This is a genomic window from Streptomyces sp. BE20, from assembly GCF_036322525.1.
Taxonomy (GTDB): Bacteria; Actinomycetota; Actinomycetes; order Streptomycetales; family Streptomycetaceae; genus Kitasatospora.
The window spans coordinates 308704-330649 of the sequence record NZ_JAQYWW010001203.1; the positions used below are offsets into that span (position 1 = coordinate 308704).

Sequence of the window (21946 nt, forward strand, 5' to 3'; positions counted from 1 at the left end):
TCAGTTGGCGAAGGCGTCCAGGACCTGCTCGTACTCCTGGCACCACCACGCCAACTGGCCCGCCGAGGCGGGGTAGAGCGGGTCGGCCCGGTGGTCGGCCCGCTGGTAGCGCCACTGGAGCATCCAGAAGTCGTTCAGCCGCTCCCACCAGACCCGGTGCACGGCGGCGGCCAGGTGTTCGGCGGTGGCGGCCCCGGTGGCCCGGTACGACTGCGAGTAGTGCCGGACGCGGACGAGGTCCAGCACCCCCGTGGCCCGGTCGTTGAAGACCAGGGTGGCCGCGCGCACGGCTTCCTCGGCGCGCGGCTGGGGCCCGAGCTTGTCCCAGTCCAGGACCGCGGAGATCCGGCTGCCGTCGTGCAGCAGGTTGAGCCCGTGGAAGTCGCCGTGGGTCCAGCCGGTGGGCGGGGCGGTCTGCGGGGCGGGACGCCGGTGCGCGTGGTCGGCGAGCAGCTCAAGCCGCTCGGAGAGACGCCGTTCGACCAGGGCGTCCAGGTCGTCGAACGGGCGGTGCTCGCGGGCGTGCGAGCGCAGTTCACGGGCGAGTACGGAGCTGTCGCGCGCGTCGGCGCTCCGGTAGCCGGAGGGCTGGGCGACGGGGGCGCAGACGTCGTCGAGGGCGCCGTGCAGTCGGCCGAGCAGCGTGCCGAGGTCGTCGCACTGCGGCAGGGAGAGGTCCGTACCGTGGCGGTGCCGGCCGTCCACCCAGGGGAAGAGGGCGAACAGCCGGCCGCCGAAGGCGGCGACGGTGCCGGTCCGTTCGGCGAGGGCGAGCGGGGGAGCGACGGGCAGTCCCAGGGCGGAGAGCGCGGCCATCGCGCGGTGGTGGCCGGCGACGGCCTCGCGCCCGGCGGTCGCGGCGTCGACGTAGCACTTCAGGAAGTAGGTGCCGGCTTCGGTGGTGACGCGGTAGCCCCGGTTCAGGAGGCCTTCGGCGACGGGTTCGGCGGTGAGCAGGCGGCCCACCCGGTAGCGGCGGAGGATCTCGGCGAGGGCGGCGTGCGGGACGGGCGGGCTGAGCGTTCCTATCGGGGGGGCCGTGAGGTCGGGACGGGCTGGTGCACAGGCAAGGGTCTGGCTGAAAGTCACAGCCAGAGGTTAGGGCCCCCCGGCGGGGGCCCTTGACAGGGCGTCAGATGTGTGCAGCTCGCGAGTCAGTGCTGGTGGTCCGCCTGGTGCCGTGCCACGAAGGCGGCCGCCTGGGTCCGTCGCTCCATCCCCATCTTGGCGAGCAGACTGGAGACGTAGTTCTTCACCGTCTTTTCGGCGAGGTGCAACTCGTTCCCGATCTGACGATTGGTCATCCCTTCGCCGATCAGGTCGAGGATGCGGCGCTCCTGCTTGGTGAGCTGGGACAGTCGTTCGTCCTCCTTCTCGCCGCCGTCGCGCAGCCGGGCGAGCACCCGGCTGGTGGCCACCGGGTCGAGCAGCGACTTCCCGGCGGCGACGTCCCGCACGGCGGTGATCAGGTCGGTGCCGCGGATCGCCTTCAGCACGTAACCGGAGGCACCCGCCATGATCGAGTCGAACAGCGCCTCGTCGTCGGAGAAGGAGGTCAGCATCAGGCACTTGATCTCCGGCAGCCGGGAGCGGATCTCCCGGCAGACCTCGACGCCGTTGCCGTCCGGCAGGCGGACGTCGAGCACCGCGACGTCGGGGTGGACGGCCGGGATCCTGGTGAGCGCCTCGGCGGCGGTGCCGGCCTCGCCGACCACCTCGATGTCGTCCTCGACCGAGAGGAGTTCGTGGACGCCCCGCCGGACCACTTCGTGGTCGTCGAGCAGGAATACCCTGATTTGTCCAATATCAGTCACGCGCAAAGCCTCCCATATCACCCTACGAAAGACCTATCGCCCGCACCAGGGCGGGGGCGCGATCCGGCCAGAGCGGGAGAAAGCGATGCCGGTAACCCCCTTACGCGGGAGCTCCCGCCCGGATAACGTGCGCAGGTGTCCTGATGGCGACCGAATTGAGAGCTGCGCCACACCCGTAGTTGTCGGCATCCAACAACTAGGACGTCCTAGCGCAGACGCGCCCGGGGCGGACGCTGGGTAACGTTCTCGTGAGGGCGACGTCGGAAGAGGATCACCACCTGCCCCGCAGTAGGTGCGCACACCCACGCGCGCCCCGCGAGGCGGTGACCGGACCGGTCACCGGCGACCCCGGGCGGCCGGACAGACCGAGGAGTGAACGTGACCGTCAAAAGCACGGCGAGGGCCCGCAAGAAGGCGGCCCCCGGCGTCCCTGACACCCTCCGCGCCACGGGTACGGACGCCCAGCCGGAGCTCGTGCAACTGCTCACCCCGGAAGGCGAGCGGGTCGAGCACCCGGACTACCCGCTCACGGTGGAGCCCGACGAGCTTCGCGCCCTCTACCGTGACCTGGTGCTGGTGCGCCGGTTCGACGCCGAGGCGACCTCCCTGCAGCGACAGGGGGAGCTGGGCCTCTGGGCCTCGCTGCTCGGCCAGGAGGCCGCCCAGGTCGGCTCCGGGCGCGCGCTGCGCCCCGGCGACTACGCCTTCCCGACCTACCGCGAGCACGGTGTCGCCTGGTGCCGTGACGTGGACCCGCTGAACCTGCTCGGCATGTTCCGCGGCGTGAACCACGGCGGCTGGGACCCGAACGAGAAGAACTTCCACCTCTACACCATCGTGATCGGCGCGCAGACCCTGCACGCCACCGGCTACGCGATGGGCATCACCAAGGACGGCTCCGACGACGCGGTCATCGCGTACTTCGGCGACGGTGCCTCCAGCCAGGGCGACGTCAACGAGGCCTTCACCTTCGCCTCGGTCTACAACGCGCCCGTGGTGTTCTTCTGCCAGAACAACCAGTGGGCGATCTCCGAGCCCACCACCACCCAGACCAAGATCCCGCTGTACCGCCGCGCCTCCGGCTTCGGCTTCCCGGGCGTCCGGGTCGACGGCAACGACGTGCTGGCGTGCCTGGCCGTCACCCGCTGGGCGCTGGAGCACGCGCGCAGCGGCAACGGCCCCGTCCTGATCGAGGCCTTCACCTACCGGATGGGTGCGCACACCACCTCCGACGACCCCACCCGCTACCGGCTCGCCGAGGAGACCGAGGCCTGGAAGGCCAAGGACCCGATCAGCCGGCTCAAGGTCCTCCTGGAGAAGGAGGGCCTGGCCGACGAGGAGTTCTTCGCCTCGATCGACGCCGAGAGCGAGCAGCTGGGGCTGCGGGTGCGCGAGGGCGTGCGCGGCATGCCGGACCCGGACCCGACCCTGATCTTCGACCACGTCTACGCCGAGCCGCACACGCTGGTCGATGAGGAACGGGCCGGGTACGTCGAGTACGCGGCCTCCTTCGAGGCGGGGGAGAACCTCTGATGGCCGGTCAGCTCAGCATCGCCAAGGCGCTCAACGACGCGCTGCGGAAGTCGCTGGAGAACGACCCGAAGACCGTCCTGATGGGCGAGGACATCGGCAAGCTCGGTGGCGTCTTCCGGATCACCGACGGCCTGCAGAAGGACTTCGGCGAGGACCGGGTGATCGACACACCGCTCGCCGAGTCCGGCATCGTCGGCACCGCGATCGGCCTGGCCCTGCGCGGCTACCGCCCGGTGGTGGAGATCCAGTTCGACGGCTTCGTCTACCCGGCCTTCGACCAGATCGTCTCCCAGCTGGCGAAGATGCACGCCCGCGCGCTCGGTCACGTGAAGATGCCGGTCACCGTCCGCATCCCGTTCGCGGGCGGCATCGGCGCGGTCGAGCACCACAGCGAGTCGCACGAGGCCTACTTCGCGCACACCGCCGGTCTGCGCGTGGTCGCCCCCTCCAACGCGCACGACGCGCACTGGATGCTGCGCCAGGCCATCGAGTCGGACGACCCGGTGATCTTCCTGGAGCCCAAGCGCCGCTACTGGGACAAGGGCGAGATCGGCGACGCCGCCGACCTGGGGCTGCACGACGCCCGGATCGTCCGCCCCGGCACCGACGCCACGCTGATCGCCTACGGCCCGATGGTCAAGGTCTGCCTGGAGGCCGCCGCGGCCGCCGAGGAGGACGGCCGCCGGCTGGAGGTGGTCGACCTGCGTTCGCTCTCCCCGGTGGACTTCGCCGCCCTGGAGGAGTCGGTCAAGCGCACCGGCCGCGGCATCGTGGTGCACGAGGCGCCGGTCTTCCTGGGCATGGGCGCCGAGCTGGCCGCCCGCCTCACCGAGCGCTGCTTCTACCACCTGGAGGCGCCGATCCTGCGGGTCGGCGGCTACCACGCGCCCTATCCGCCGTCCCGGGTCGAGGAGGCGTTCCTGCCCGACCTGGACCGCGTGCTCGACGCCGTCGACCGCGCGTTCGCCTACTGAGCGGGGAGCGAAGATGACCACCGAAGTTCGCTCGCTCCGCGAGTTCAAGATGCCCGACGTGGGCGAGGGCCTCACCGAGGCCGAGATCCTCAGCTGGCACGTCAAGCCCGGTGACACCGTGACGGACGGCCAGATCGTCTGCGAGGTGGAGACCGCCAAGGCCGCCGTGGAGCTGCCGATCCCGTTCAACGGGGTCGTCGAGCAGTTGTTCTTCCCGGAGGGCGCGACGGTCGACGTCGGCGCCGTGATCATCTCGGTCGCGGTGGCCGGCGAGGCAGGGGCTCCCGCCCCCGCCGTCGCGGCCCCGGCGGCTCCGCCGGCCCCGGCCGCCGAGGTCGAGCCCGAGCGGCGCGAGGTGCTGGTCGGGTACGGCCCGCGGACCGGTGTCGCCCAGCGCCGGGCCCGCCGCACGACCGTGGTGGCGACCGCCTCCACCTCGGCCCCGGTGGCCCCGGCCCCGGTCGTGGCTCCGGTTCCGGCCCCGGTCGTGGCCCCGGCTCCCGTCGTGGCTCCCGCTCCCGCGGCGGTGCCCGCACCGGCGGTGGCGCCCGCCGCCGTCACCGGTGACCGCCCGCTGGCCAAGCCGCCGGTGCGCAAGCTCGCCAAGGACCTCGGGATCGACCTGCGGGCCGTCACCCCGACCGGCCCCGACGGCGTCGTCACCCGCGAGGACCTGCACGCCCACGCGGCAGCGTCCACTGCTCCGGTGCCCGCCGCGGTCGAGGCCGCGGCCCCGGCCCCGGCCGCCGAGCCGGCGGTCGCCGCCCAGGTGGCCGTTCCGGCCGCGGGCGACGTCCGGGTGCCGATCAAGGGCGTCCGCAAGGCGATCGCGCAGGCGATGGTGGCCTCGGCCTTCACCGCCCCGCACGTCACCGAGTTCGTCCAGGTCGACGTCACCCGCACGATGAAGTTCGTCCGCCGGCTCAAGGAGAGCGGCGAGCTGGGCCGGGACGTCCGGGTCAGCCCGCTGCTGCTGGTCGCCAAGGCGCTGCTCACCGCGATCAAGCGCCACCCGGAGATCAACGCCCAGTGGGACGAGGCGGCCCAGGAGATCGTCATCAAGGGGCAGGTGAACCTCGGCATCGCCGCGGCCACCCCGCGCGGCCTGATCGTCCCCAACATCAAGGACGCGGGTGGCAAGACCCTCGGGGGCCTGGCGGTGTCGCTCGGGGAGCTGATCGACACCGCCCGACAGGGCAAGACCTCGCCGAACGACATGCAGGGCGGCACGGTCACCATCACCAACGTCGGCGTCTTCGGCGTCGACACCGGCACCCCGATCCTCAACCCGGGCGAGGCCGCGATCCTGGCCTTCGGCGCGGTCCGGGAACTGCCGTGGGTGCACAAGGGCAAGGTGGTCCCGCGACAGGTGACCACACTGGCACTCTCCTTCGACCACCGCCTGGTGGACGGGGAGCTGGGGTCGCGGGTGCTGGCCGACGTGGCGGGCATCCTGGAGTACCCGAAGCGTCTGATCACCTGGGGCTGAGCCCCGGCTGCCGAAAGGGCCCTGCCTCCGCACCGCCGTGCGGAGGCAGGGCCCTTCGCCTACCCCGTGCGTCGGCCGCTACCGCCCTGGCTCAGTGGCGGGCGCCGCGCAGGCGGCGCACGGCGACCAGGACGGCTGCGCCGGCGGTGGCGAGGGTGCCGGCGAGGGCGGCGAGGAGGCCGTTGGGGGTGCCGGCGCCGGTCTGGGCGAGCTCCGGGGTGCCGGCGGGCGCGGTGGTGGCCGGTGCGGTGGTGGGCGTGGCCGCGGGGGCCTCGGTGGCCGCGGTGCCGGGGGAGGCGGCCGGAGTCTGCGCGGCGCCCGGCTCGGCGGGAGCGGGCTTGGCGGTGCCGGTCGGCTTGGCGGCGGGCTTCGGGGCGGAGGGCTTCGGGGTGGCGGGCTTGGCCGTGGCGGAGGGCTTCGCGGTGGGCTGGGCGGCGCGCGTGCCCTGGGGCCGCGTCACCTTGACCGCCTTCAGATCGGTCGCACCCGGGGCGCCCGCGCCGGCGCGGCCGACCGAGGCCAGCAGGCTGATCGTGGTGACGTCCTCGGGGGTGGTCGAGGCGAGGGAGAAGCGGAACTTGAAGGTGACCGACGTGTTGTCGGACATCCTCTGGCGCTGGGCGTCGCCGGCGTCGATGATGCGGTAGCAGCCTTCGGTCGCCGGGACGTTCTTCCACGCGCCGGTGTAGTCCAGGAACTGGATCCGGACATCCTTCGAACGCACCGCCGCGCGCTCACCCGGCGTGTGGATGGCGAACTGGGGCTCCATCCCGTGGGCCTCGGTGCCGGTCTTGTTGGTGACCTTCAGGGAGACCTCGTTCCAGCCGCCGTCCGCGACGACCGAGGACTTGGCGGAGGTGAGGGCGGCGTCCGGGGAGACCAGGGTTCCGGGGGCGTGGTGCTCGGTGCCGGTGGCCGGGTGCGGACCGCCGATCCGGTTGTCCCCGCAGGCCCAGGAGGTGTCGGCGGTCATGAGCTGGACGGAGCCGACGAGGACGGCGGTGGCGGCGACGGTGGCGAGGCGGCGGCCGGAGAGCGGGCGGATGTTCTTCGCGAATGCGGTCATAACGGACTTGCTCATGACGTGTCTCCCCAGGGCCATGGTGGTGCGGGTGTGTGAGGTGAAGGTGACCGGCGTCCGCTGCTCGCGAGCGGTAGCGCCCCCCGGCCCTCGCCGGTCTCGCTCTCCGTGCCTTCATCCGTATAGACGTCCGTCCCCGCCGGGGGTTGCAGGTGGGTTCGGAAGTTCTTCCGGGAATCCTCGAACCGCCCGCGGAGGGGGTTGCTCCGCGATACTGCCGGGATGGCAGAGGAGCTGATAACCCGTGCGGCCGAGGGGCCTACCGACCACCCCGAGGAACGCCGCTCGCTGCGGCGGGACGCCTCCGTCCCGGCGCTGCTGGCCGGACTGGTGTGCATCGTGGTGTCGTTCTCCGGTCCGCTGGTCGTGGTGCTCGCGGCGGCCGCCGCCGGGCGGCTGGACCAGGCGCAGACCGCCTCCTGGATCTGGGCGGTCGCGGTCGGCAGCGGGCTGACCTGCCTGCTGCTCAGCTGGTGGACCAGGACGCCGGTGATCACCGCCTGGTCCACCCCCGGCGCCGCCCTGTTGGTGACCAGCCTCGGCGACTACCCCTACCGGGAGGCGATCGGCGCCTTCCTGGTGAGCGGGGTGGTGGTGGCGCTGTTCGGGGTCACCGGGCTGTTCGGCCGGCTGATCGCCGCCGTCCCGGCCGGGATCGTCAACGCGATGCTGGCGGGCATCCTCTTCTCCTTCGGCGCCGGGATCTTCGGCGCGGTGAAGGGGGCGCCCGCCCTGGTGCTCGGCAGCTTCGCGGCCTTCCTGCTCGCCAAGCGGACGGCCCCCCGGTACGCCGTGCCGGCCGCGCTGCTGGTCGGCGGGGTGCTGGCGGCCGTCACCGTCGGTCTGCCGCTGGACCTCGGATCCGGCGGGCCGACCCGGCCGGCGTTCACCGTGCCCGCGTTCACCGGGCCGGCCATGGTGGGCCTGGCGCTGCCCCTCACCATCGTCGCGCTGGCCTCGCAGAACGCGCCCGGCCTCGGCGTGATGCGGGCCTTCGGCTACCGGCCGGACGACCGGCTGCTGATCGGAGCGACGGGCGGGGTCTCCGTCCTGCTGGCGCCGTTCGGCTCGCCCGGCGTCAACCTGGCCGCGATCACCGCTGCCATCTGCGCCGGCCCGGAGAGCCACCCCGACCCGCGCCGTCGTTATGTGGCCGGGATGTCGGCGGGCCTGCTCTACCTGGTGGTGGGCAGTTTCGGAGGGGTCCTGGTGAGCCTGTTCACCGGACTGCCGAAGGAACTGATCGCGGTGATCGCCGGGGTGGCGCTGCTGGCCTCGCTGCAGGGCAGCCTGGCCGCGGCGGTCGCCGAGGAGCGCGGCCGGGACGCGGCGGTGGTGACCTTCCTGGCGACCGCCTCCGGGATGAGCCTGTTCGGCATCGGCGCGGCCTTCTGGGGCCTGCTGTTCGGCCTCGTCACCCATCTGGTGCTGGAGGCCCGGCGGGACCGGGGCCGCTGAGGTCACGGCCCGGGGTGATCATCCACCTGACAGGACTCATAGGTATGACTGGTGAGGTGCCTGTCGTTCGGCCAGGTCGGTGACATTTTCGCCGACCGGTGAGGCCGACACACCGGGCCGGGTACGTCTTCGCGTCCACCACCCGGGCGACACCGGGTGACCGGAACGTCGAGGACGCACCCGTATGCCGCCTGGCAACCCTGGCCGGCTCGTCCGGAGTCTGGCCGCGCTCGTGCTGGTGTCCACCGCCGTACTCCCGGCCGCGCTCGAACTGGCCGGCCCGTCACCGTTCGGGGTGATCGGTCCCGGCGCCCCCGCCGACCGGGCGGTGCCGCCGCACGCCGCGCTCCGGGCCGACGTGCGCGTCGCCGGCACCGCGCCGACCGTCGACATACGGCGGACCGGCGACCCGGCCAACCGGATCACCCTCGTCCTGCTCGGCGACGGGTACACCGAGGCCGAGCAGGAGCTGTTCCGCGAGCAGGCGGACCGGGCCTGGCACGCCCTGATGGAGATCGAGCCGTTCCGCAGCTACCAGGGGTTCTTCAACATAAGGCGTGTCGAGGTGGTCTCCCCGGTCTCGGGCATCGCCGAGACCGAGAGTCGCGGACGCCAGGCGGCCACCCCGCTCGGCATGCACTTCTGGTGCGAGGGCACCGCCCGGCTGCTCTGCGCCGACGAGGACGAGACGGCCCGCTTCGCCGGCCGGGGCGACGGCCCGCAGTACCTGATCGCCCTCGCCAACTCCGGGGAGTACGGCGGTGCCGGCGGGACCGGGGTGACCACCCTGGCCGGCGGCAGCCCGGACGCGGGCCGGATCATCCAGCACGAGATAGGGCACACCGTCGGCGACCTCGGCGACGAGTACGACAGCGCGCCGGACGACGCCGACTACCCCAACCTCGCCGTCGAGAACGCCGACGAGATGCGCCGCAAGCAGGTCAAGTGGTGGCGCTGGCTCGGCGCGGAGTCCCCGGACGGCGCCGGGACGATCGGGGCGTACCGCAGCGCCAACGGCGTCTACCGGCCCACCCCGGACTCGGTGATGCGAACCCTCGGCGGCGCGTACAACCTGCCGTCGCGGGAGGCGATCATCGAGGAGATCTACCGGCGGGTCCGGCCGACCGACACCCCGGTCCCGCCCCCCGGTGAGGTCACCGGCCGGCCCCGGCTGGAGGCCCGGCCGCTGCCGCTGGCCGGCGCCCGGCAGCTGCGGGTCGACTGGACGGTGGACGGCGTCCCGGTGGAGCCGCAGGCGGCGGACCGCAGCTGGCTCGACACCGCGCTGCTGGGGCTCGCGCCCGGGCACAGCGCCACCGTCACCGCCACGGTCCGGGACACCACCGACTGGGTCCGCGACGAGGCCTTCCGGGACCGGTACATGACGCGGTCGGTCTCCTGGACGGTGGTGGGGTAGGGGGCACGGGGCGGGCGGAAAGGGGGCAGGGGGGCAGGGGCAGGGCGAGCAGGACCGGGAGTGGCCGGATCGGGACGGCCGGTGTCCGTCCTCGGTCACCCCGGTCTGGGCGTCCAATGATGGGATGACTACGCTGGGCGCACTATGACCGTGGAGCCAGCCCGTCCAGCCAGCCCCCTGCCGGCCGTCGCTCCCGGTGCCACCGCCGCCGTGTCCGCGCCCCCGGTCGTGGCCCGCCCGCCGGGCGGGCGGGCCGCCTGGCTGGCCTGGTCCATCGGCGTCAGCGTCTACGTCCTCGCCGTCATCCACCGCACCAGCCTCGGCGTGGCCGGACTCGACGCCGCCGACCGCTTCGGCATCGGCGCCTCCGCGCTCTCCACGTTCTCGATCCTCCAGGTCCTGGTCTACGCGGCCATGCAGATACCCGTCGGGCTGCTGGTCGACCGGTTCGGACCGCGCCGGGTCCTGCTGCTCGGCATCCTGCTGCTCAGCACCGGGCAGCTCGCCTTCGCCTTCTCCGACGCGTTCGCCCCCGCGCTCGCCTCCCGGGCGGTGCTGGGCTGCGGCGACGCCATGACCTTCATCAGCGTGCTGCGGATCGCCGCCCGCTGGTTCCCGGCGGCCAGGAACCCGTTCGTCGCGCAGCTGACCGGCCTCGCCGGGATGGGCGGCAACCTCGTCACCACCGTGGTCCTCGCCCAGGCCCTGCACAGCGAGGGCTGGACGCCCACCTTCACCGCCATCGCCCTGCTCGGCATCGGGGTGTTCGCCCTGGTCGCGCTGTTCCTCCGGGAGGCGCCGGGCACCGTACCTGTCGGGCCCGGCGGGCCCGCCGTACCTGCCGGGCCCCGGCCCGGCGTCGGGGGGCAGGTGCGGGAGGCCTGGCGGGAGCCGGGCACCCGGCTCGGGCTCTGGGTGCACTTCACCACCCAGTTCCCCGGCAACGCCTTCGGCCTGCTCTGGGGCCTGCCCTACCTGGTCGAGGCGCAGGGCATGTCCCGCACCGAGGCCGGCGGGCTGCTCACCCTGCTGGTGCTCGCCAACATGAGCTTCGGCTTCCTCTTCGGCCGGCTGCTCTCCCGCACCGCCCGCGCCCGGATGCCGATCGTGTTCACCGCCATCGGCGCCACCGCCGCGCTCTGGGCCGCCGTCCTGGCCTGGCCCGGCGGCCACCCGCCGCTCTGGCTGCTGGTCGCGGTCATCCTGGTGATGGGCAGCAACGGCCCGGCCTCCCTGGTCGGCCTCGACTACGCCCGCGCCCGCAACCCCGTCGAACGCCTCGGGACGGCCTCCGGCATCGTCAACATGGGCGGCTTCATCGGCACGATGATCACACTCCTCGGGATCGGCGTCCTGCTCGACACCCTCAGCCCCGCCGGCGCCGACACCTACTCCGCGACCGCCTTCCGCTGGGCGTTCTGCTGGCAGTACGTCCCCCTCGCGGTGGGCACGCTGATGATCCTCCGGCTCCGCCGGAAGCTGGCACCGGCGACGCCGTAGGGTTTCTCACCTGCGGAAACCTCGGAGCCCTCAGAACTTCTGACGCCTACCGGGCGAAGGCCGACGGTTTTCGCCTCCTGAGGCCTCACGGAGGGCTACGGGGTGACGGCGAAGTTGGTGAGGACGCGGTCGGCGAGCTCCTTGTCGCCCTCGACGGCGACCGGGCCGGGGCGGCCCCGGCCGCAGGCGAGGCGGACGTAGGTCTCCCAGTCGAGGGTGAGCTGCACGTCGGGCGCGAGGCTGATGGACTCGTCGACGGTGCCGCGGCCGGCGGAGTCGACCCGGACGGTGCGCAGGAACTCGACGCGTCCGGTGACGTCGACGACCAGGGCGGTGCCGGCCGGGGCGCCGGCCTGGTGGGCGACCGCCTTCGGCAGCGCCTCCAGCAGGACGTCGCGGGCGATCAGCGCGGCCGGGGAGTCGAGGTCGCCGGGCAGCCCGAGGGCGCGGCGGAGGTCCTGCTGGTGCACCCAGACGTCGAAGGCCCGCAGGCGCAGCAGCTCGTGGTACGGCACGTCGCGGCCGTGCGGGCCGCCCGGCCGGCGGACCGGTTCGGTGGGGGTCTGCTTGGCGTTCCGCAGCGCGCGGGAGCGGCGGATGATCGTGTACTCCAGCTCGCTGGTCATCTCCAGCGCGGTGTGGCAGCGGCGCTTGTCGACCGGCAGCTCGATGTAGCGGGCGTAGTCGCTGGCGACGTGGCGGAGGTCGCGGGGGAGCGAGTGGATCGGGCGGGGGTCACCGAGCAGTTCGGACTCGACGGCGATGACGTGCGAGACGACGTCCCGGACGGACCAGCCGGGGCATTCGGTCGCCCGGTTCCAGGAGTTCTCCGGCAGTGGCGTCACCAGCTCGGATATCGCCTCGATGGCCTGCGTCCACGCCTCGGTGTAAGCCTGCACGGTCTGGTTGTCCGTCACGGGAATCTCCGGCCCTCCGTCAGCTGCCTTGCCACGCGTGCCCCGGGTTCGGGGTCGGCCGGGAAAGGTCCGGCTTCCGGGCACACACGCTAACCGCACGTTACGCTGCCGGGTGATAGCAGGGCAGCGCTTTCGGGTGACGATCGTAGGACTCTTGCCGTGGACGGTGGTACTGTGCGCGCTTCATTGATCCAACTCGGGGTATCCGACGCCGAGCCGCCCGCCGAGCGGCGGGCCCGCGCGGCCGCGCTGGTCCGGGCGCAACAGGGGGCCGATCTGGTCGTCCTGCCGGAGCTGTGGCCGCTCGGCGGTTTCGCCCACGACCTCTGGTCGGACGGCGCGGAGGCCCTGGACGGGCCGACCTCGGACGCGATGGCGGCGGCCGCGAAGGCGGCCGGTGTCTGGCTGCACGCCGGTTCGATCGTCGAGCGCGATCCGGACGGGCCGATCTACAACACCTCGCTGCTCTTCGCCCCGGACGGCGAGCTGGTGCACACCTACCGCAAGATCCACCGCTTCGGTTTCGACAGCGGGGAGGCGGTGGCGATGGGCGCCGGCCAGGAGATCGTCACGGCCACGACGGATCTCGGCACGCTGGGCCTGGCGACCTGCTACGACCTGCGGTTCCCGGAGCTGTTCCGGGCCCTGCTGGACGCGGGTGCGCAGCTGCTGGTGATTCCGGCGGCGTGGCCGGCGCGGCGGCGGGAGCACTGGACGCTGCTGAACCGGGCCCGCGCGGTGGAGGAGCAGGCGTACGTCCTGGCCTGCAACACGGCGGGCACGCACGGCGGGGTGGAGCAGGCGGGCCACAGCATCGTGGTGGACCCGTGGGGCCGGGTGCTGGCCGAGGCGGGGTCCGGGGAGGAGGTGCTGACCGTGGAGTTCGATCCGGCGGAGGTGGCCAGGGCGCGCGCCGAGTTCCCGGTGCACCGGGACCGTCTGCTGGGCATTCCGGCGCCCGTGCAGAGGTAGCGGCGGCGGAGGAGCGCGCGGGGCGCGCCCGGGGCGTATGGGGGGCTTGTACACGGCGGTGTCCTTTTTGAGAAGATGAGCCTTCGTCGTGTTACCAGCCGTTCTACCGCCGGTCTGTCCCCGTCAGGCCGTCCAGCCCGCCGAGGAGGTCGCGCGCATGTTCGGCACCGGCCCAGGCGACACCCGCCCCGTGATCCACCGGAACAGCCTGCGCGAACAGATCGCCGGCGCGCTGCGCGAGGAGATGATGGCCGGCCGCCTGGCGGCCGGGCGCAACTTCACCGTCAAGGAGATCGCCGAGCTGTACGGGGTCTCGGCGACCCCGGCCAGGGAAGCGCTGGTCGACCTGTCCGCGCAGGGGCTGCTCCGGGCCGAGCACCACCGGGGCTTCACGGTGCCCGAGTTCGGCTGGGAGGACTTCCTGGAGATCTTCGAGTCCCGGGTGCTGATCACCGACAGCTACTTCCGGCAGCTGGCCGCGCGTTCCGGACCGACGGACGAGAGCCGGCTGCCCTCGCTGCGCCGCCGTGCGGACGCGGCGGTGCGGGCGGCCCGCGCCGGGAACCTGGACGTGATGGTGGGGTGCGACCGCCGGTTTTGGCAGGAGGTCGCCGGGCTGCTCGGCAACCGCCGGATCGCCGACTACCTGGACTGGCTGCGGGTGCAGTCCTGGATGTTCGCCGCGCCGCACCTGCGGGCGATGCCCGAGCTGTCCGGGGTCTGCTGGGACAGCCACGTCGAGCTGGTGGACGCGATCGAGGCCCGGGACCTCGCGGCCGTCCACCGGATCGTCTGCGAGTACAACCTCTTCACCGTCCGGCTGCTGGCCGAGCTGTCCGGGCAGTCGGTGGAGTCGGTGGGGGTGCTGGCGCTACTGGCCGGTCGGCCGGTGCCGGAGCGGGCGGCCGTCCCGCCGGGCGGTACCGCCCTGCCGGGCGCCGGCCCGGACCCGACGGCTCCCGGGGACGCCCCGCCGGGCGGTGCCGGAGCGGGTGTGCCGGACGCTCCGGGGATCGCCGCGCCGGTGGAGGGCCCGTCCGACGGCGGGGCGGTCCCGGGCGGGGCGGTCCCGGGCGAGGCGGCGCGCGCCGACGCCGAACTCGGACCGGGCGGGGCGGGCCGGGACCCCGGGCCGGTCCGGCCGGCCGGCGGCGCCCGCGGCCGGGAGCACGAGCTGGGCCGTGAACTGGGCCGTGAACTGGGTCTGGGCCTCGGTCTGGTGCCGCAGCCCCGCTCCGTCCCGTACGGGCGGTTCGGCCGCCGGCTGCCCGAACCGCAGCCCGGCCAACTGCCGGAGGGGCGGCCCGATCCGCATCGCGCGCCGGGCCGGTAGGGTGGGCGGTCGTCCGCCCCGGCCGGTCCTCGGACCGACTGCCCGGGCGCCGACCCGCCCCTTCGCCGTCCGCCGCCCCGCGCGGCCGGCCCCCGATGCCCGGAGAGGAAGAGCCGTCCCATGGCCTGCGACCTCTGGCTCGTCCCGCTGGTGGACGTGCTGAGCCACAGCCCCGACAATCCCTTCCGGGACGACCTCGCGCTCTACAACCAGGTGCTGGCCTCGTACGGCCTGCCCGAGGTGCCGGTGTACCACTACGTGCCGGGTCTCAGCGGGGCGGTCGAGCCGATAGCCGCCTTCGACTACGACTCGCTGCACTTCCTGCGCCGGGCCTACCTGCTGGGTCTGACCGGTCTGGACATCACGCCGGTCGACGAGCTCGGCGGCGACTACGAGCAGTTGCTGGAGATGTTCGAGAGCAGCGCCGAGCAGTCGCACCTGGTCTGGCACTTCGACCACGCCGGCGCGTACGTGCCGATCGAGTTCGCCGTTCCGCTGGTGGACGAGGCCCTGCTCGCCTCGGGCGGCCCGCTCGGCTCTAGCCACGGGCTGCTGCGCGAGCTGCAGGCCGTCGCCCCGGCGCTGGGCATCGACCCGTTCGACCCGCCGGCCCCGACCCGGCCGCTCGGCCCGACCGGGCTGGAGCAGCCGTTCGGCCCGCCGCTGGACGACCTGCACCCGTTCGCCCGGGAGCGGCACGCCTGGGCGGGCCTGTACGCGGCGGCGACCCGCAGCCTGCACCAGGGCTCGATGATCGTCTTCGCCTGACGGGACGGCTCGGCACCCGCTGCCCGCGCTGCCCGCCCCCGCGCCTCACGCCGCCCAAGGCCCACGCGCCGCACGGCGCGGCGCCCGGGAACCGCCCGTACGGCCTCCGCTAGCGCAGCGGCCCCTCCGGCGGCCGCTGGCGCGGCATGGTCGGCCGGGTGCCCGGCGGCGGCAGCACCCGCACCTGGGCGCCGATGCCCGGCTCGGTGCGACCGCCCCAGCTCCCGGGGGCCTGGGTGGGCAGCTGGGTCATCCCGGCGCGGAACTCCAGCATCCACTCCGAGGTCTCGGTGCGGACCATGTCCGAGATGTCCTCGCAGAACCGCCGCAGCACCCCGAGGCACCGCTCGGCGGCCTCGCCCGCGGTGCCCTCCGTGGGGCCGAGCACCTCCCGCACGCACTCCGACGCCCAGTCGAACTGGAAAGCCTCCAGACGGCGTTGCAGCGCCTGCCCGGTGGAGACGTCCCGCATCCAGCCGGAGGTGAGGCCGAACACCCGGTCCACGCCGTGGCAGGCGGCGGCGAGGGCCAGCCCGACGTAGCCCCAGCTGGTGCCGTTCGCCACCGCCCCGGTCAGGTCGACCAGCGGGGCGGTCACCCCGCCGATCGCGAAGCCGGCCGTGCCGAACCGCAGCAGCCGGGCCCAGCGGCGCTTCCAGACCCGGTCCCGCCGGTACCACTCGATCGCCTCGACCGCGCGCTCCTCCGACCAGCGGTAGAGCTCCTCCAGCCGCTCGGCGGGCTCGCCCCAGTCCCCGAGGGGGAACTGGCGGGTGCTCAGATCGGACCGGCGGCGGGTGGAGGCAGGGCGCGCGACGGTCGCGGCCGGCGGGTCCTCCTCGCCGATCTCCTTGCCCCAGGCACTCTCCTCGGGCTGCATTTCCGGCTGGCTCACCTGTGGGGCTCCCTGTGGCGGGCGGACTGCTGGGTCTGACTGTGCGCCGACTGACGTGACATCGGCCTGACGGCCCGTGAAACACCGGTCGAACCGTCGGACACGTGCCGGGTCCGGGGCGGACGCGGATGCCCCGGGGCGGCGGTACCGGCCGCGGCCGGTAGTGGTCCAACAGCACTTCTTACCGCCAAATGGCTGACCGTGTGGGCGCTTCGCCAATGATCGTTACCGGATTCGGCCACCGGATCCCGAGGTGGGAGGGTTGCGGCGCTCGGCGAGATTTCACCCGTCCGAGCGAGGCCCCGGTGACCCGCTGTCCTGACCCGGGCACTGCGCGCCTACCGTCCGGCGCCGGGATCGGACGATCCTCCGGGGCCGTGCGTGTACCGGAGCCCTCCGTTCGTGGCTTCCGACGGGACCGGAGAGCGGCCCGAACCGGCCACCGGCTACCCTTGCGCAGCGTGAAGGTCCTCGTCATCGGCGGCGGCGCCCGCGAACACGCCCTGTGCCGCTCTCTGTCCCAAGATCCCGCCGTGACCGAGCTGCACTGTGCCCCGGGCAACGCCGGGATCGCGCAGGTGGCGACGGTCCACCCGGTCGACCAGCTGGACGGCGCGCAGGTCGCGGCGCTCGCCCGGCAGCTCGGCTCCGACCTGGTCGTGGTCGGCCCGGAGGCCCCGCTGGTCGCGGGCGTCTCCGACGCCGTGCGCGCGGCCGGCATCCCCGTCTTCGGCCCGTCCGGGGAGGCCGCCCTGCTGGAGGGGTCCAAGGCCTTCGCCAAGGACGTGATGGCCGGCGCCGGCGTGCCCACCGCCCGCTCCTACGTCTGCACCACCGCCGAGGAGGCGGCCGAGGCGCTGGACGCCTTCGGCCCGCCCTACGTGGTCAAGGACGACGGCCTGGCCGCCGGCAAGGGCGTCGTGGTCACCTCCGACCGCGAGGCCGCGCTGGCCCACGCCATCGCCTGCGATCGGGTGGTCATCGAGGAGTACCTGGACGGCCCCGAGGTCTCGCTCTTCGCGATCACCGACGGCACCACCGTGCTCCCGCTCCAGCCGGCCCAGGACTTCAAGCGCGCGCTGGACGGCGACGAGGGTCCGAACACCGGCGGCATGGGCGCCTACTCGCCGCTGCCGTGGGCCCCCGAGGGCCTGGTGGAGGAGGTCCTGGAGACCGTCCTGCAGCCGACCGTGGACGAGCTGCACCGCCGGGGCACCCCGTTCTCCGGCCTGCTCTACGCCGGCCTGGCGCTGACCTCGCGCGGCACCCGGGTGATCGAGTTCAACGCCCGCTTCGGCGACCCGGAGACCCAGGTCGTGCTGGCCCGGCTGCGGACCCCGCTGGCGGGCGTCCTGCACGCCTCGGCCACCGGCACGCTGGACCAGCTGGAGCCGCTGCGCTGGGACGAGGGCGCCGCGGTCACCGTGGTGATCGCCTCCGAGGGCTACCCGGCGGCGCCGCGCACCGGTGACCCGATCGAGGGTCTGGCCGAGGCGGAGGCCGCCGACGGCACCGCGTACGTGCTGCACGCGGGGACGAAGCTGGACGAGGACGGCCGGGTGCTCAGCGCCGGCGGCCGGGTCCTCTCGGTCACCGCCACCGGGACCGGCCTCGCCGAGGCGCGGGACCGGGCGTACCGGGCGCTCGACCGGATCTCCCTCAAGGGCGGCCAGCACCGGACCGACATCGCGCTGAAGGCGGCGGGCTGACGGCTCCCCCCTCAGGCACCCCCGGGCCCCCGGCGAGCGATCGCCGGGGGCCCGGGCCGTTCCCGGCCGGCCGTCCCGCCCCGCCGACCCGGGCCCGCGGTCCCCGCCCCGTCGGCCGGCGGAGCGGGACGGCTGGGCCGGCGGGGCGGCGGGACAACCCCCATGGCCGCAGCGCGGACCGGCGTTTCGGGGGCGGGAGGGGCCGGAGCGGATCCGGGGCCGCCGCACCGTTCGGCGGCCGGAATCCAGCCCATCGAGTGACAGCGGCCGCATCCGGCTGACGCAGCCGGGCGCCCGGCCTTATGGTGCGCTGGATCGCAGCGCCCCGGGCCGCGCCGTTCCCGGCCGCCGCCGGGTAGCGGCGGTCCTGCGGGGGGATGCTGGACGGCGTCCGGCCGGGACGCCCGGGCCGCTTCGTACGACGCCCGGGTACGGTCGTCCGGAATTCGGACGGCGTCACCGGGACGAGTGGAAACCGGGGCGATCCGGAACACCCACCCGGACACGGGCGTCGAGAATGTCAGAAGCGCCACGCAGCATGCACTACCGGGGACCGGACGTCACCGCCCCCCGGTCGGAACTGATCGTTCGAGTCGGCTCGGACCCCGTCACCGGGTGCCCGAGGGCTCCGAAGGGGGTGCCGCACCGTATGGCCGTTGTCGACACCGCGCGCGCTCATGCCCAGGCGGTCCTGCGGATCCGGGGTCTCGCCCTGGCCGCCGCCGCGCTGCCCGCCGCCGCTGCGGCGGTGCTGCTCGCAGGCCGGTTCACCGGCCGGCTCGGCGCCCCCGGTTCCCCGGACGCCGCCGGCTGGGACGCCGCCCGCTGGGTGCTCGGCGCGGTCGCCGCGCTCACCCTGCTGGTGGCCGGGCTGGCCGCCCGGACGTACCGCCGGGCCGTGCCGCCGCAGACCCCGGCCGTCCCGATCGCCCGGGGACAGGCCCCCGAGCTGTACCGGCTGATCGACGAGCTGGCCGACCGCCTGGAGGTCCCCGCGCCCTCCGCCATCGCGCTCACCCCGGACTGCGACAGCTGGCTGGAGGACGTCCCGCCGCCCCGCCCGGCCCGCCGGTCCCGCCGGGCCGACCACGAGCAGCCCGCGCCGGTCCTGGTGATCGGTTCGCCGTTCCTCTGGTGGATGCGGGCCGGCGAGCTGCGCGCCCTCCTCGCCCCGGTGGTGGCCGGCACCGCGGCCGCCGCAGACCCCGAGATCGCCGCGGCACGCCGCTTCCTGCGCGCCCTGGACGCCAGCCTGGACGCCGCCCCGGCCTCCGGTCTGGTCTGCGCTCCGCCCGAAGGCCCGCGGCCCGCCCGCCGGGGCCCGGCCGGGCTCACCGACCGGATCACCCGACGGCTGCTCGGCGCCTGCCGCGGGCACGCCGCCGAACTGGAACGCGCCGTCGCCGGCTGGGCGTCCGAACAGGCCCGCGAAGTCGACTACGGCCTGCGGATCGCCGCCCAGGAGCAGGTCGGCCTCGCCTACGCGGGCTGGGACCGGCTGCTCACCCGGGTCGCGCTGCCCGCCTGGCGGCTGGGCCGCCACCCCGCGCACCTGAACGCGGGTGTGGTCGCCGCACTGACCGAACTGTCCCGGCGCGACCGGCTGGCCGACGGCTACAGCAGCCGGCTCGGCGACCGCCCCGCCTGCGACCTCCTGGAGGAGCCCGGCGCGGTGGACGCGGCGGTCTCCCGGCTCGCCGCCGAGCTGTTCTTCGGCCGGCCCGCCTCCGGCGCCTGGCGCGAGCTGGAGTGGGCCGACTACCCGGTCGAGGTGGTGGACGCCGGCTGGCGCGCCCGGGCCGCGGAGCTGCAGTCCGCGTTGGACCGGCTCGCCCCGCAGGCCCGCCCCGGCGCCCCGACGCTGACCCGCCTGCTGGTCCGGCTCGCGGAGGGCGACGGCGAGCGGCTGGCCGCCGCGCTCACCGCCCAGCTGGCCCGCACCACCGCACCCGCGCCGCTGCTCGAACCGGTCCGCTCCGGGCGGGACGTGCTGGTCGACCACGTCACGGCGATGGTCTGCTGCGCCTCCGTGGACACCGCGGGGGCCGTTCCCGGCCTGGACTGGCTGGACGGCCCGGTCCTGCAGCTCGGCGGGGTCCGCCGCACCGACCTCGCCGAGCCGGTCGCGCAGGCCGTCGAGCAGGGCCAGGACGGCCCGCTGCGGGCCTGGCTGGACGCCGCCGGCGTCCGGCTGGAGAAGCCCGTCCGGCTCTGACGACCGGCACCCGGGGGCGCGTGCTCCCGGAATGTGCGCCCCCGGAACGGCCGGCCGCCCCGGGTCTTCGCAGGCCGGAGGCCCTCCGGGGCCCGGGCGGGGAGATTCGTCACCACTAGTTGCTACCGTAGGGTGACGCAGCGCCAGCACTGTGTGGTGTATTAGACCGCACGCACATCCGGGAGGCACATGCCAACCGCGTAGGTGCACCTGGGAGGGGCGCGCGTGGGGACCGAACTCAACCGCCGCTGGGAGTCCGGGACGCACGCGCACAGCGTCTCCGATCCCTTCGGCCAGGGCCCGTTGCCCTGGCTGCGCAGCCCGGACCAGTACCTCGCGGGCGCCGAGGGCGCCGTCCCCTGGTACGTCTCGGTGGACGCCCCCGGACAGCGGCGGCTGTCCGCCGGCCTCCGGGGCAAGCCGCCGGTCGGGACCCCGCTCAGCTCCAACGACGAGGAGCAGCAGATCAAGGGCTTCGCCTCGGCCGGCGTGGTCCGCCCCGGCGGCTCCGTGGACTTCCGGGTCACCGTCAACCCGCCGCGCGAGTTCACCGTCGACGTCTACCGGATCGGCCACTACGCCGGTGACGGCGCCCACCACATGACGTCCAGCCCGCTGATCGCCGGCATGGTCCAGCCCGCCCCGCTGGTCGCCGGGAGGACCGTCTCCTGCCACCACTGGTGGCACACCTGGCGGCTGCAGATCCCGGCCCACTGGAGGCCCGGTGCCTACGTCGCCGTGCTGACCACCGCCGACATGCTGCACCGCAGCCACATCCCCTTCACCGTCCGGGACTTCGAGGACCAGGCGCGCGCCGCCGAGCTGCTGCTGGTGGTCCCCGACGTGACCTGGCAGGCGTACAACCTCTTTCCCGAGGACGGCCGCAGCGGCGCCAGCCTCTACCACGCCTGGGACGGCGGCGGCCGGCTGGTCGGCGAGCCCGAGGCGGCCGTCACCGTCTCCTTCGACCGCCCGCACGCCACCGCCGGACTGCCGCTGCACGTCGGCCACGCCTACGACTTCATCCGCTGGGCCGAGCGGTACGGCTACGACCTCTCCTACGCCACCGCCACCGACCTGCACGCGGGGCTGGTCGACCCCGCACGGCACAAGGCGCTGGTCTTCCCCGGCCACGACGAGTACTGGTCCGAGCCGATGCGCCGGGCCGCCGAACGGGCCCGGGACGGAGGCACCTCGCTGGTCTTCCTGTCCGCCAACACCATGTACTGGCGGGTCGAGCTGAGCGCCGCGCCCTCCGGCGAGCCCAACCGGCTGCTCAACTGCCGCAAGCGCCAGAAGGTCCAGCCGGGCAGCCCCGCCACGGGCGCCCCCGGCGCCGCCAGCGCGCTCTGGCGCGACGCCGGCGAGCCCGAGCAGCACCTGCTCGGCCTGCAGTACTCCGGCCGGGTCGCCGCGCCCGTCCCGATGGTCGCCCGGCACACCGGCCACTGGCTCTGGGAGGGCACCGGCGTCCAGGAGGGCGACGAGCTGCCCGGTCTGGTGGCCGGCGAGGCCGACCGGTACTACCCGAAGGTCGCGCTGCCCGCCCACACCGACCGGGTGCTGCTCTCGCACTCCCCGTACCGGGACCTGGCCGGCCGCACCCGCTACCAGGAGACCTCGCTCTACCGGGCGCCCAGCGGCGCGTACGTCTTCGCCTCCGGGACCTTCGCCTGGTCACCCGCGCTGGACCGCCCGGGCCTCACCGACGAGCGGATCCAGCGGGCCACCGCCAACCTGCTCGACCACCTCTGCAAGAACGGCTGAGCGGCCGACCCCTCCGGGGTCCGGGTGGGAGCCATGACAGACTCGACCCCAGTGACCTCCCCTTTCGCGCCCCACGCCCGCGAACGACCCCTGAGGACTGAGAC

17 protein-coding genes are annotated in these 21946 nt (G+C 74.2%); 12 read left to right on the plus strand and 5 right to left on the minus strand.

Translation table 11 applies throughout. The annotated features are described in order from the left end of the window. Both PUR61_RS39995 and PUR61_RS40000 read right to left on the minus strand, forming a co-directional pair. Positions 1–1089 carry a phosphotransferase enzyme family protein gene (locus PUR61_RS39995; protein WP_329884843.1) on the minus strand — a complete coding sequence of 363 codons (1089 nt, stop codon included), beginning with the start codon at positions 1087–1089 and terminating at the stop codon, positions 1–3. A 65-nt stretch (positions 1090–1154) separates the two neighbouring features. After that, positions 1155–1814 carry a response regulator transcription factor gene (locus PUR61_RS40000; protein WP_329884844.1) on the minus strand — a complete coding sequence of 220 codons (660 nt, stop codon included), beginning with the start codon at positions 1812–1814 and terminating at the stop codon, positions 1155–1157. A gap of 378 nt (positions 1815–2192) precedes the next feature. Here PUR61_RS40000 and pdhA point away from each other — a divergent pair, with 378 nt between their 5' ends. Genes pdhA through PUR61_RS40015 form a run of 3 tightly spaced genes read left to right on the plus strand, consistent with a single transcriptional unit; the run spans position 2193 to position 5810 of the window. Beyond that, a complete protein-coding gene (gene pdhA, locus PUR61_RS40005; RefSeq protein WP_380355161.1) occupies positions 2193–3347 on the plus strand; it encodes a pyruvate dehydrogenase (acetyl-transferring) E1 component subunit alpha in 1155 nt (384 codons plus the stop codon). Next, positions 3347–4321 carry an alpha-ketoacid dehydrogenase subunit beta gene (locus PUR61_RS40010; protein ID WP_380355158.1) on the plus strand — a complete coding sequence of 325 codons (975 nt, stop codon included), beginning with the start codon at positions 3347–3349 and terminating at the stop codon, positions 4319–4321. Before pdhA ends, PUR61_RS40010 begins: the two co-directional genes overlap by 1 nt. Positions 4322–4334: 13 nt before the next feature. After that, the gene (locus PUR61_RS40015; RefSeq protein ID WP_329884846.1) at positions 4335–5810 is read left to right on the plus strand and encodes a dihydrolipoamide acetyltransferase family protein; all 1476 of its coding nucleotides are present in this window, start codon (positions 4335–4337) and stop codon (positions 5808–5810) included. A gap of 91 nt (positions 5811–5901) precedes the next feature. On the opposite strand, the gene PUR61_RS40020 is transcribed toward PUR61_RS40015, so the two are convergent. Continuing rightward, entirely contained in the window at positions 5902–6891 is a 990-nt protein-coding gene (locus PUR61_RS40020; protein WP_329884847.1) for a hypothetical protein, read from the minus strand. A gap of 222 nt (positions 6892–7113) precedes the next feature. Between PUR61_RS40020 and PUR61_RS40025 the strand changes: the two genes are divergently transcribed. The 3 genes from PUR61_RS40025 to PUR61_RS40035 all read left to right on the plus strand — a co-directional run bounded on the left by PUR61_RS40025 (position 7114) and on the right by PUR61_RS40035 (position 11266). Beyond that, a complete protein-coding gene (locus PUR61_RS40025; protein ID WP_329884848.1) occupies positions 7114–8349 on the plus strand; it encodes a benzoate/H(+) symporter BenE family transporter in 1236 nt (411 codons plus the stop codon). Positions 8350–8533: 184 nt separating this feature from the next. After that, positions 8534–9766, plus strand: coding sequence for a M64 family metallopeptidase (locus PUR61_RS40030; RefSeq protein WP_329884849.1), 1233 nt, complete (start codon positions 8534–8536; stop codon positions 9764–9766). A 144-nt stretch (positions 9767–9910) separates the two neighbouring features. Further along, positions 9911–11266, plus strand: coding sequence for an MFS transporter (locus tag PUR61_RS40035; protein WP_329884850.1), 1356 nt, complete (start codon positions 9911–9913; stop codon positions 11264–11266). 95 nt (positions 11267–11361) lie between these two features. Here the strand turns inward: PUR61_RS40035 and PUR61_RS40040 are convergent, their stop codons facing one another. Further along, positions 11362–12183, minus strand: a complete 822-nt coding sequence (locus PUR61_RS40040) for a maleylpyruvate isomerase family mycothiol-dependent enzyme (protein ID WP_329884851.1) — start codon at positions 12181–12183, stop codon at positions 11362–11364. A gap of 174 nt (positions 12184–12357) precedes the next feature. Here PUR61_RS40040 and PUR61_RS40045 point away from each other — a divergent pair, with 174 nt between their 5' ends. From PUR61_RS40045 to PUR61_RS40055, 3 genes are all read left to right on the plus strand, one after another. After that, positions 12358–13155, plus strand: coding sequence for a carbon-nitrogen family hydrolase (locus PUR61_RS40045; RefSeq protein WP_329884852.1), 798 nt, complete (start codon positions 12358–12360; stop codon positions 13153–13155). A gap of 157 nt (positions 13156–13312) precedes the next feature. After that, entirely contained in the window at positions 13313–14488 is a 1176-nt protein-coding gene (locus tag PUR61_RS40050) for a GntR family transcriptional regulator (protein WP_329884853.1), read from the plus strand. A gap of 120 nt (positions 14489–14608) precedes the next feature. Beyond that, positions 14609–15256, plus strand: a complete 648-nt coding sequence (locus PUR61_RS40055; RefSeq protein WP_329884854.1) for a hypothetical protein — start codon at positions 14609–14611, stop codon at positions 15254–15256. Positions 15257–15365: 109 nt separating this feature from the next. Here PUR61_RS40055 and PUR61_RS40060 read toward each other — a convergent pair whose 3' ends face one another. Then, on the minus strand, positions 15366–16151 hold the full coding sequence (locus tag PUR61_RS40060) for an SLATT domain-containing protein (RefSeq protein WP_329884855.1): 786 nt from the start codon (positions 16149–16151) through the stop codon (positions 15366–15368). 461 nt (positions 16152–16612) lie between these two features. Between PUR61_RS40060 and purD the strand changes: the two genes are divergently transcribed. From purD to PUR61_RS40075, 3 genes are all read left to right on the plus strand, one after another. Then, a complete protein-coding gene (gene purD / locus PUR61_RS40065; protein WP_329884856.1) occupies positions 16613–17860 on the plus strand; it encodes a phosphoribosylamine--glycine ligase in 1248 nt (415 codons plus the stop codon). A gap of 649 nt (positions 17861–18509) precedes the next feature. Further along, entirely contained in the window at positions 18510–20075 is a 1566-nt protein-coding gene (locus tag PUR61_RS40070; protein ID WP_329884857.1) for a hypothetical protein, read from the plus strand. A gap of 225 nt (positions 20076–20300) precedes the next feature. Next, complete coding sequence (locus PUR61_RS40075; protein WP_329884858.1) at positions 20301–21842, plus strand: N,N-dimethylformamidase beta subunit family domain-containing protein; 1542 nt, start codon at positions 20301–20303, stop codon at positions 21840–21842. Positions 21843–21946 lie beyond the last annotated feature (104 nt).

Excerpts from the sequence above, each read along its gene's own strand:
- PUR61_RS40010 (WP_380355158.1), top strand. The coding sequence starts at position 3,347 with ATGGCCGGTCAGCTCAGCATCGCCAAGGCGCTCAACGACGCGCTGCGG.
- PUR61_RS40015 (WP_329884846.1), top strand. The coding sequence starts at position 4,335 with ATGACCACCGAAGTTCGCTCGCTCCGCGAGTTCAAGATGCCCGACGTG.
- PUR61_RS40020 (WP_329884847.1), bottom strand. The coding sequence starts at position 6,891 with ATGAGCAAGTCCGTTATGACCGCATTCGCGAAGAACATCCGCCCGCTC.
- PUR61_RS40025 (WP_329884848.1), top strand. The coding sequence starts at position 7,114 with ATGGCAGAGGAGCTGATAACCCGTGCGGCCGAGGGGCCTACCGACCAC.
- PUR61_RS40030 (WP_329884849.1), top strand. The coding sequence starts at position 8,534 with ATGCCGCCTGGCAACCCTGGCCGGCTCGTCCGGAGTCTGGCCGCGCTC.
- PUR61_RS40035 (WP_329884850.1), top strand. The coding sequence starts at position 9,911 with ATGACCGTGGAGCCAGCCCGTCCAGCCAGCCCCCTGCCGGCCGTCGCT.
- PUR61_RS40050 (WP_329884853.1), top strand. The coding sequence starts at position 13,313 with ATGTTCGGCACCGGCCCAGGCGACACCCGCCCCGTGATCCACCGGAAC.
- PUR61_RS40055 (WP_329884854.1), top strand. The coding sequence starts at position 14,609 with ATGGCCTGCGACCTCTGGCTCGTCCCGCTGGTGGACGTGCTGAGCCAC.
- PUR61_RS40070 (WP_329884857.1), top strand. The coding sequence starts at position 18,510 with ATGGCCGTTGTCGACACCGCGCGCGCTCATGCCCAGGCGGTCCTGCGG.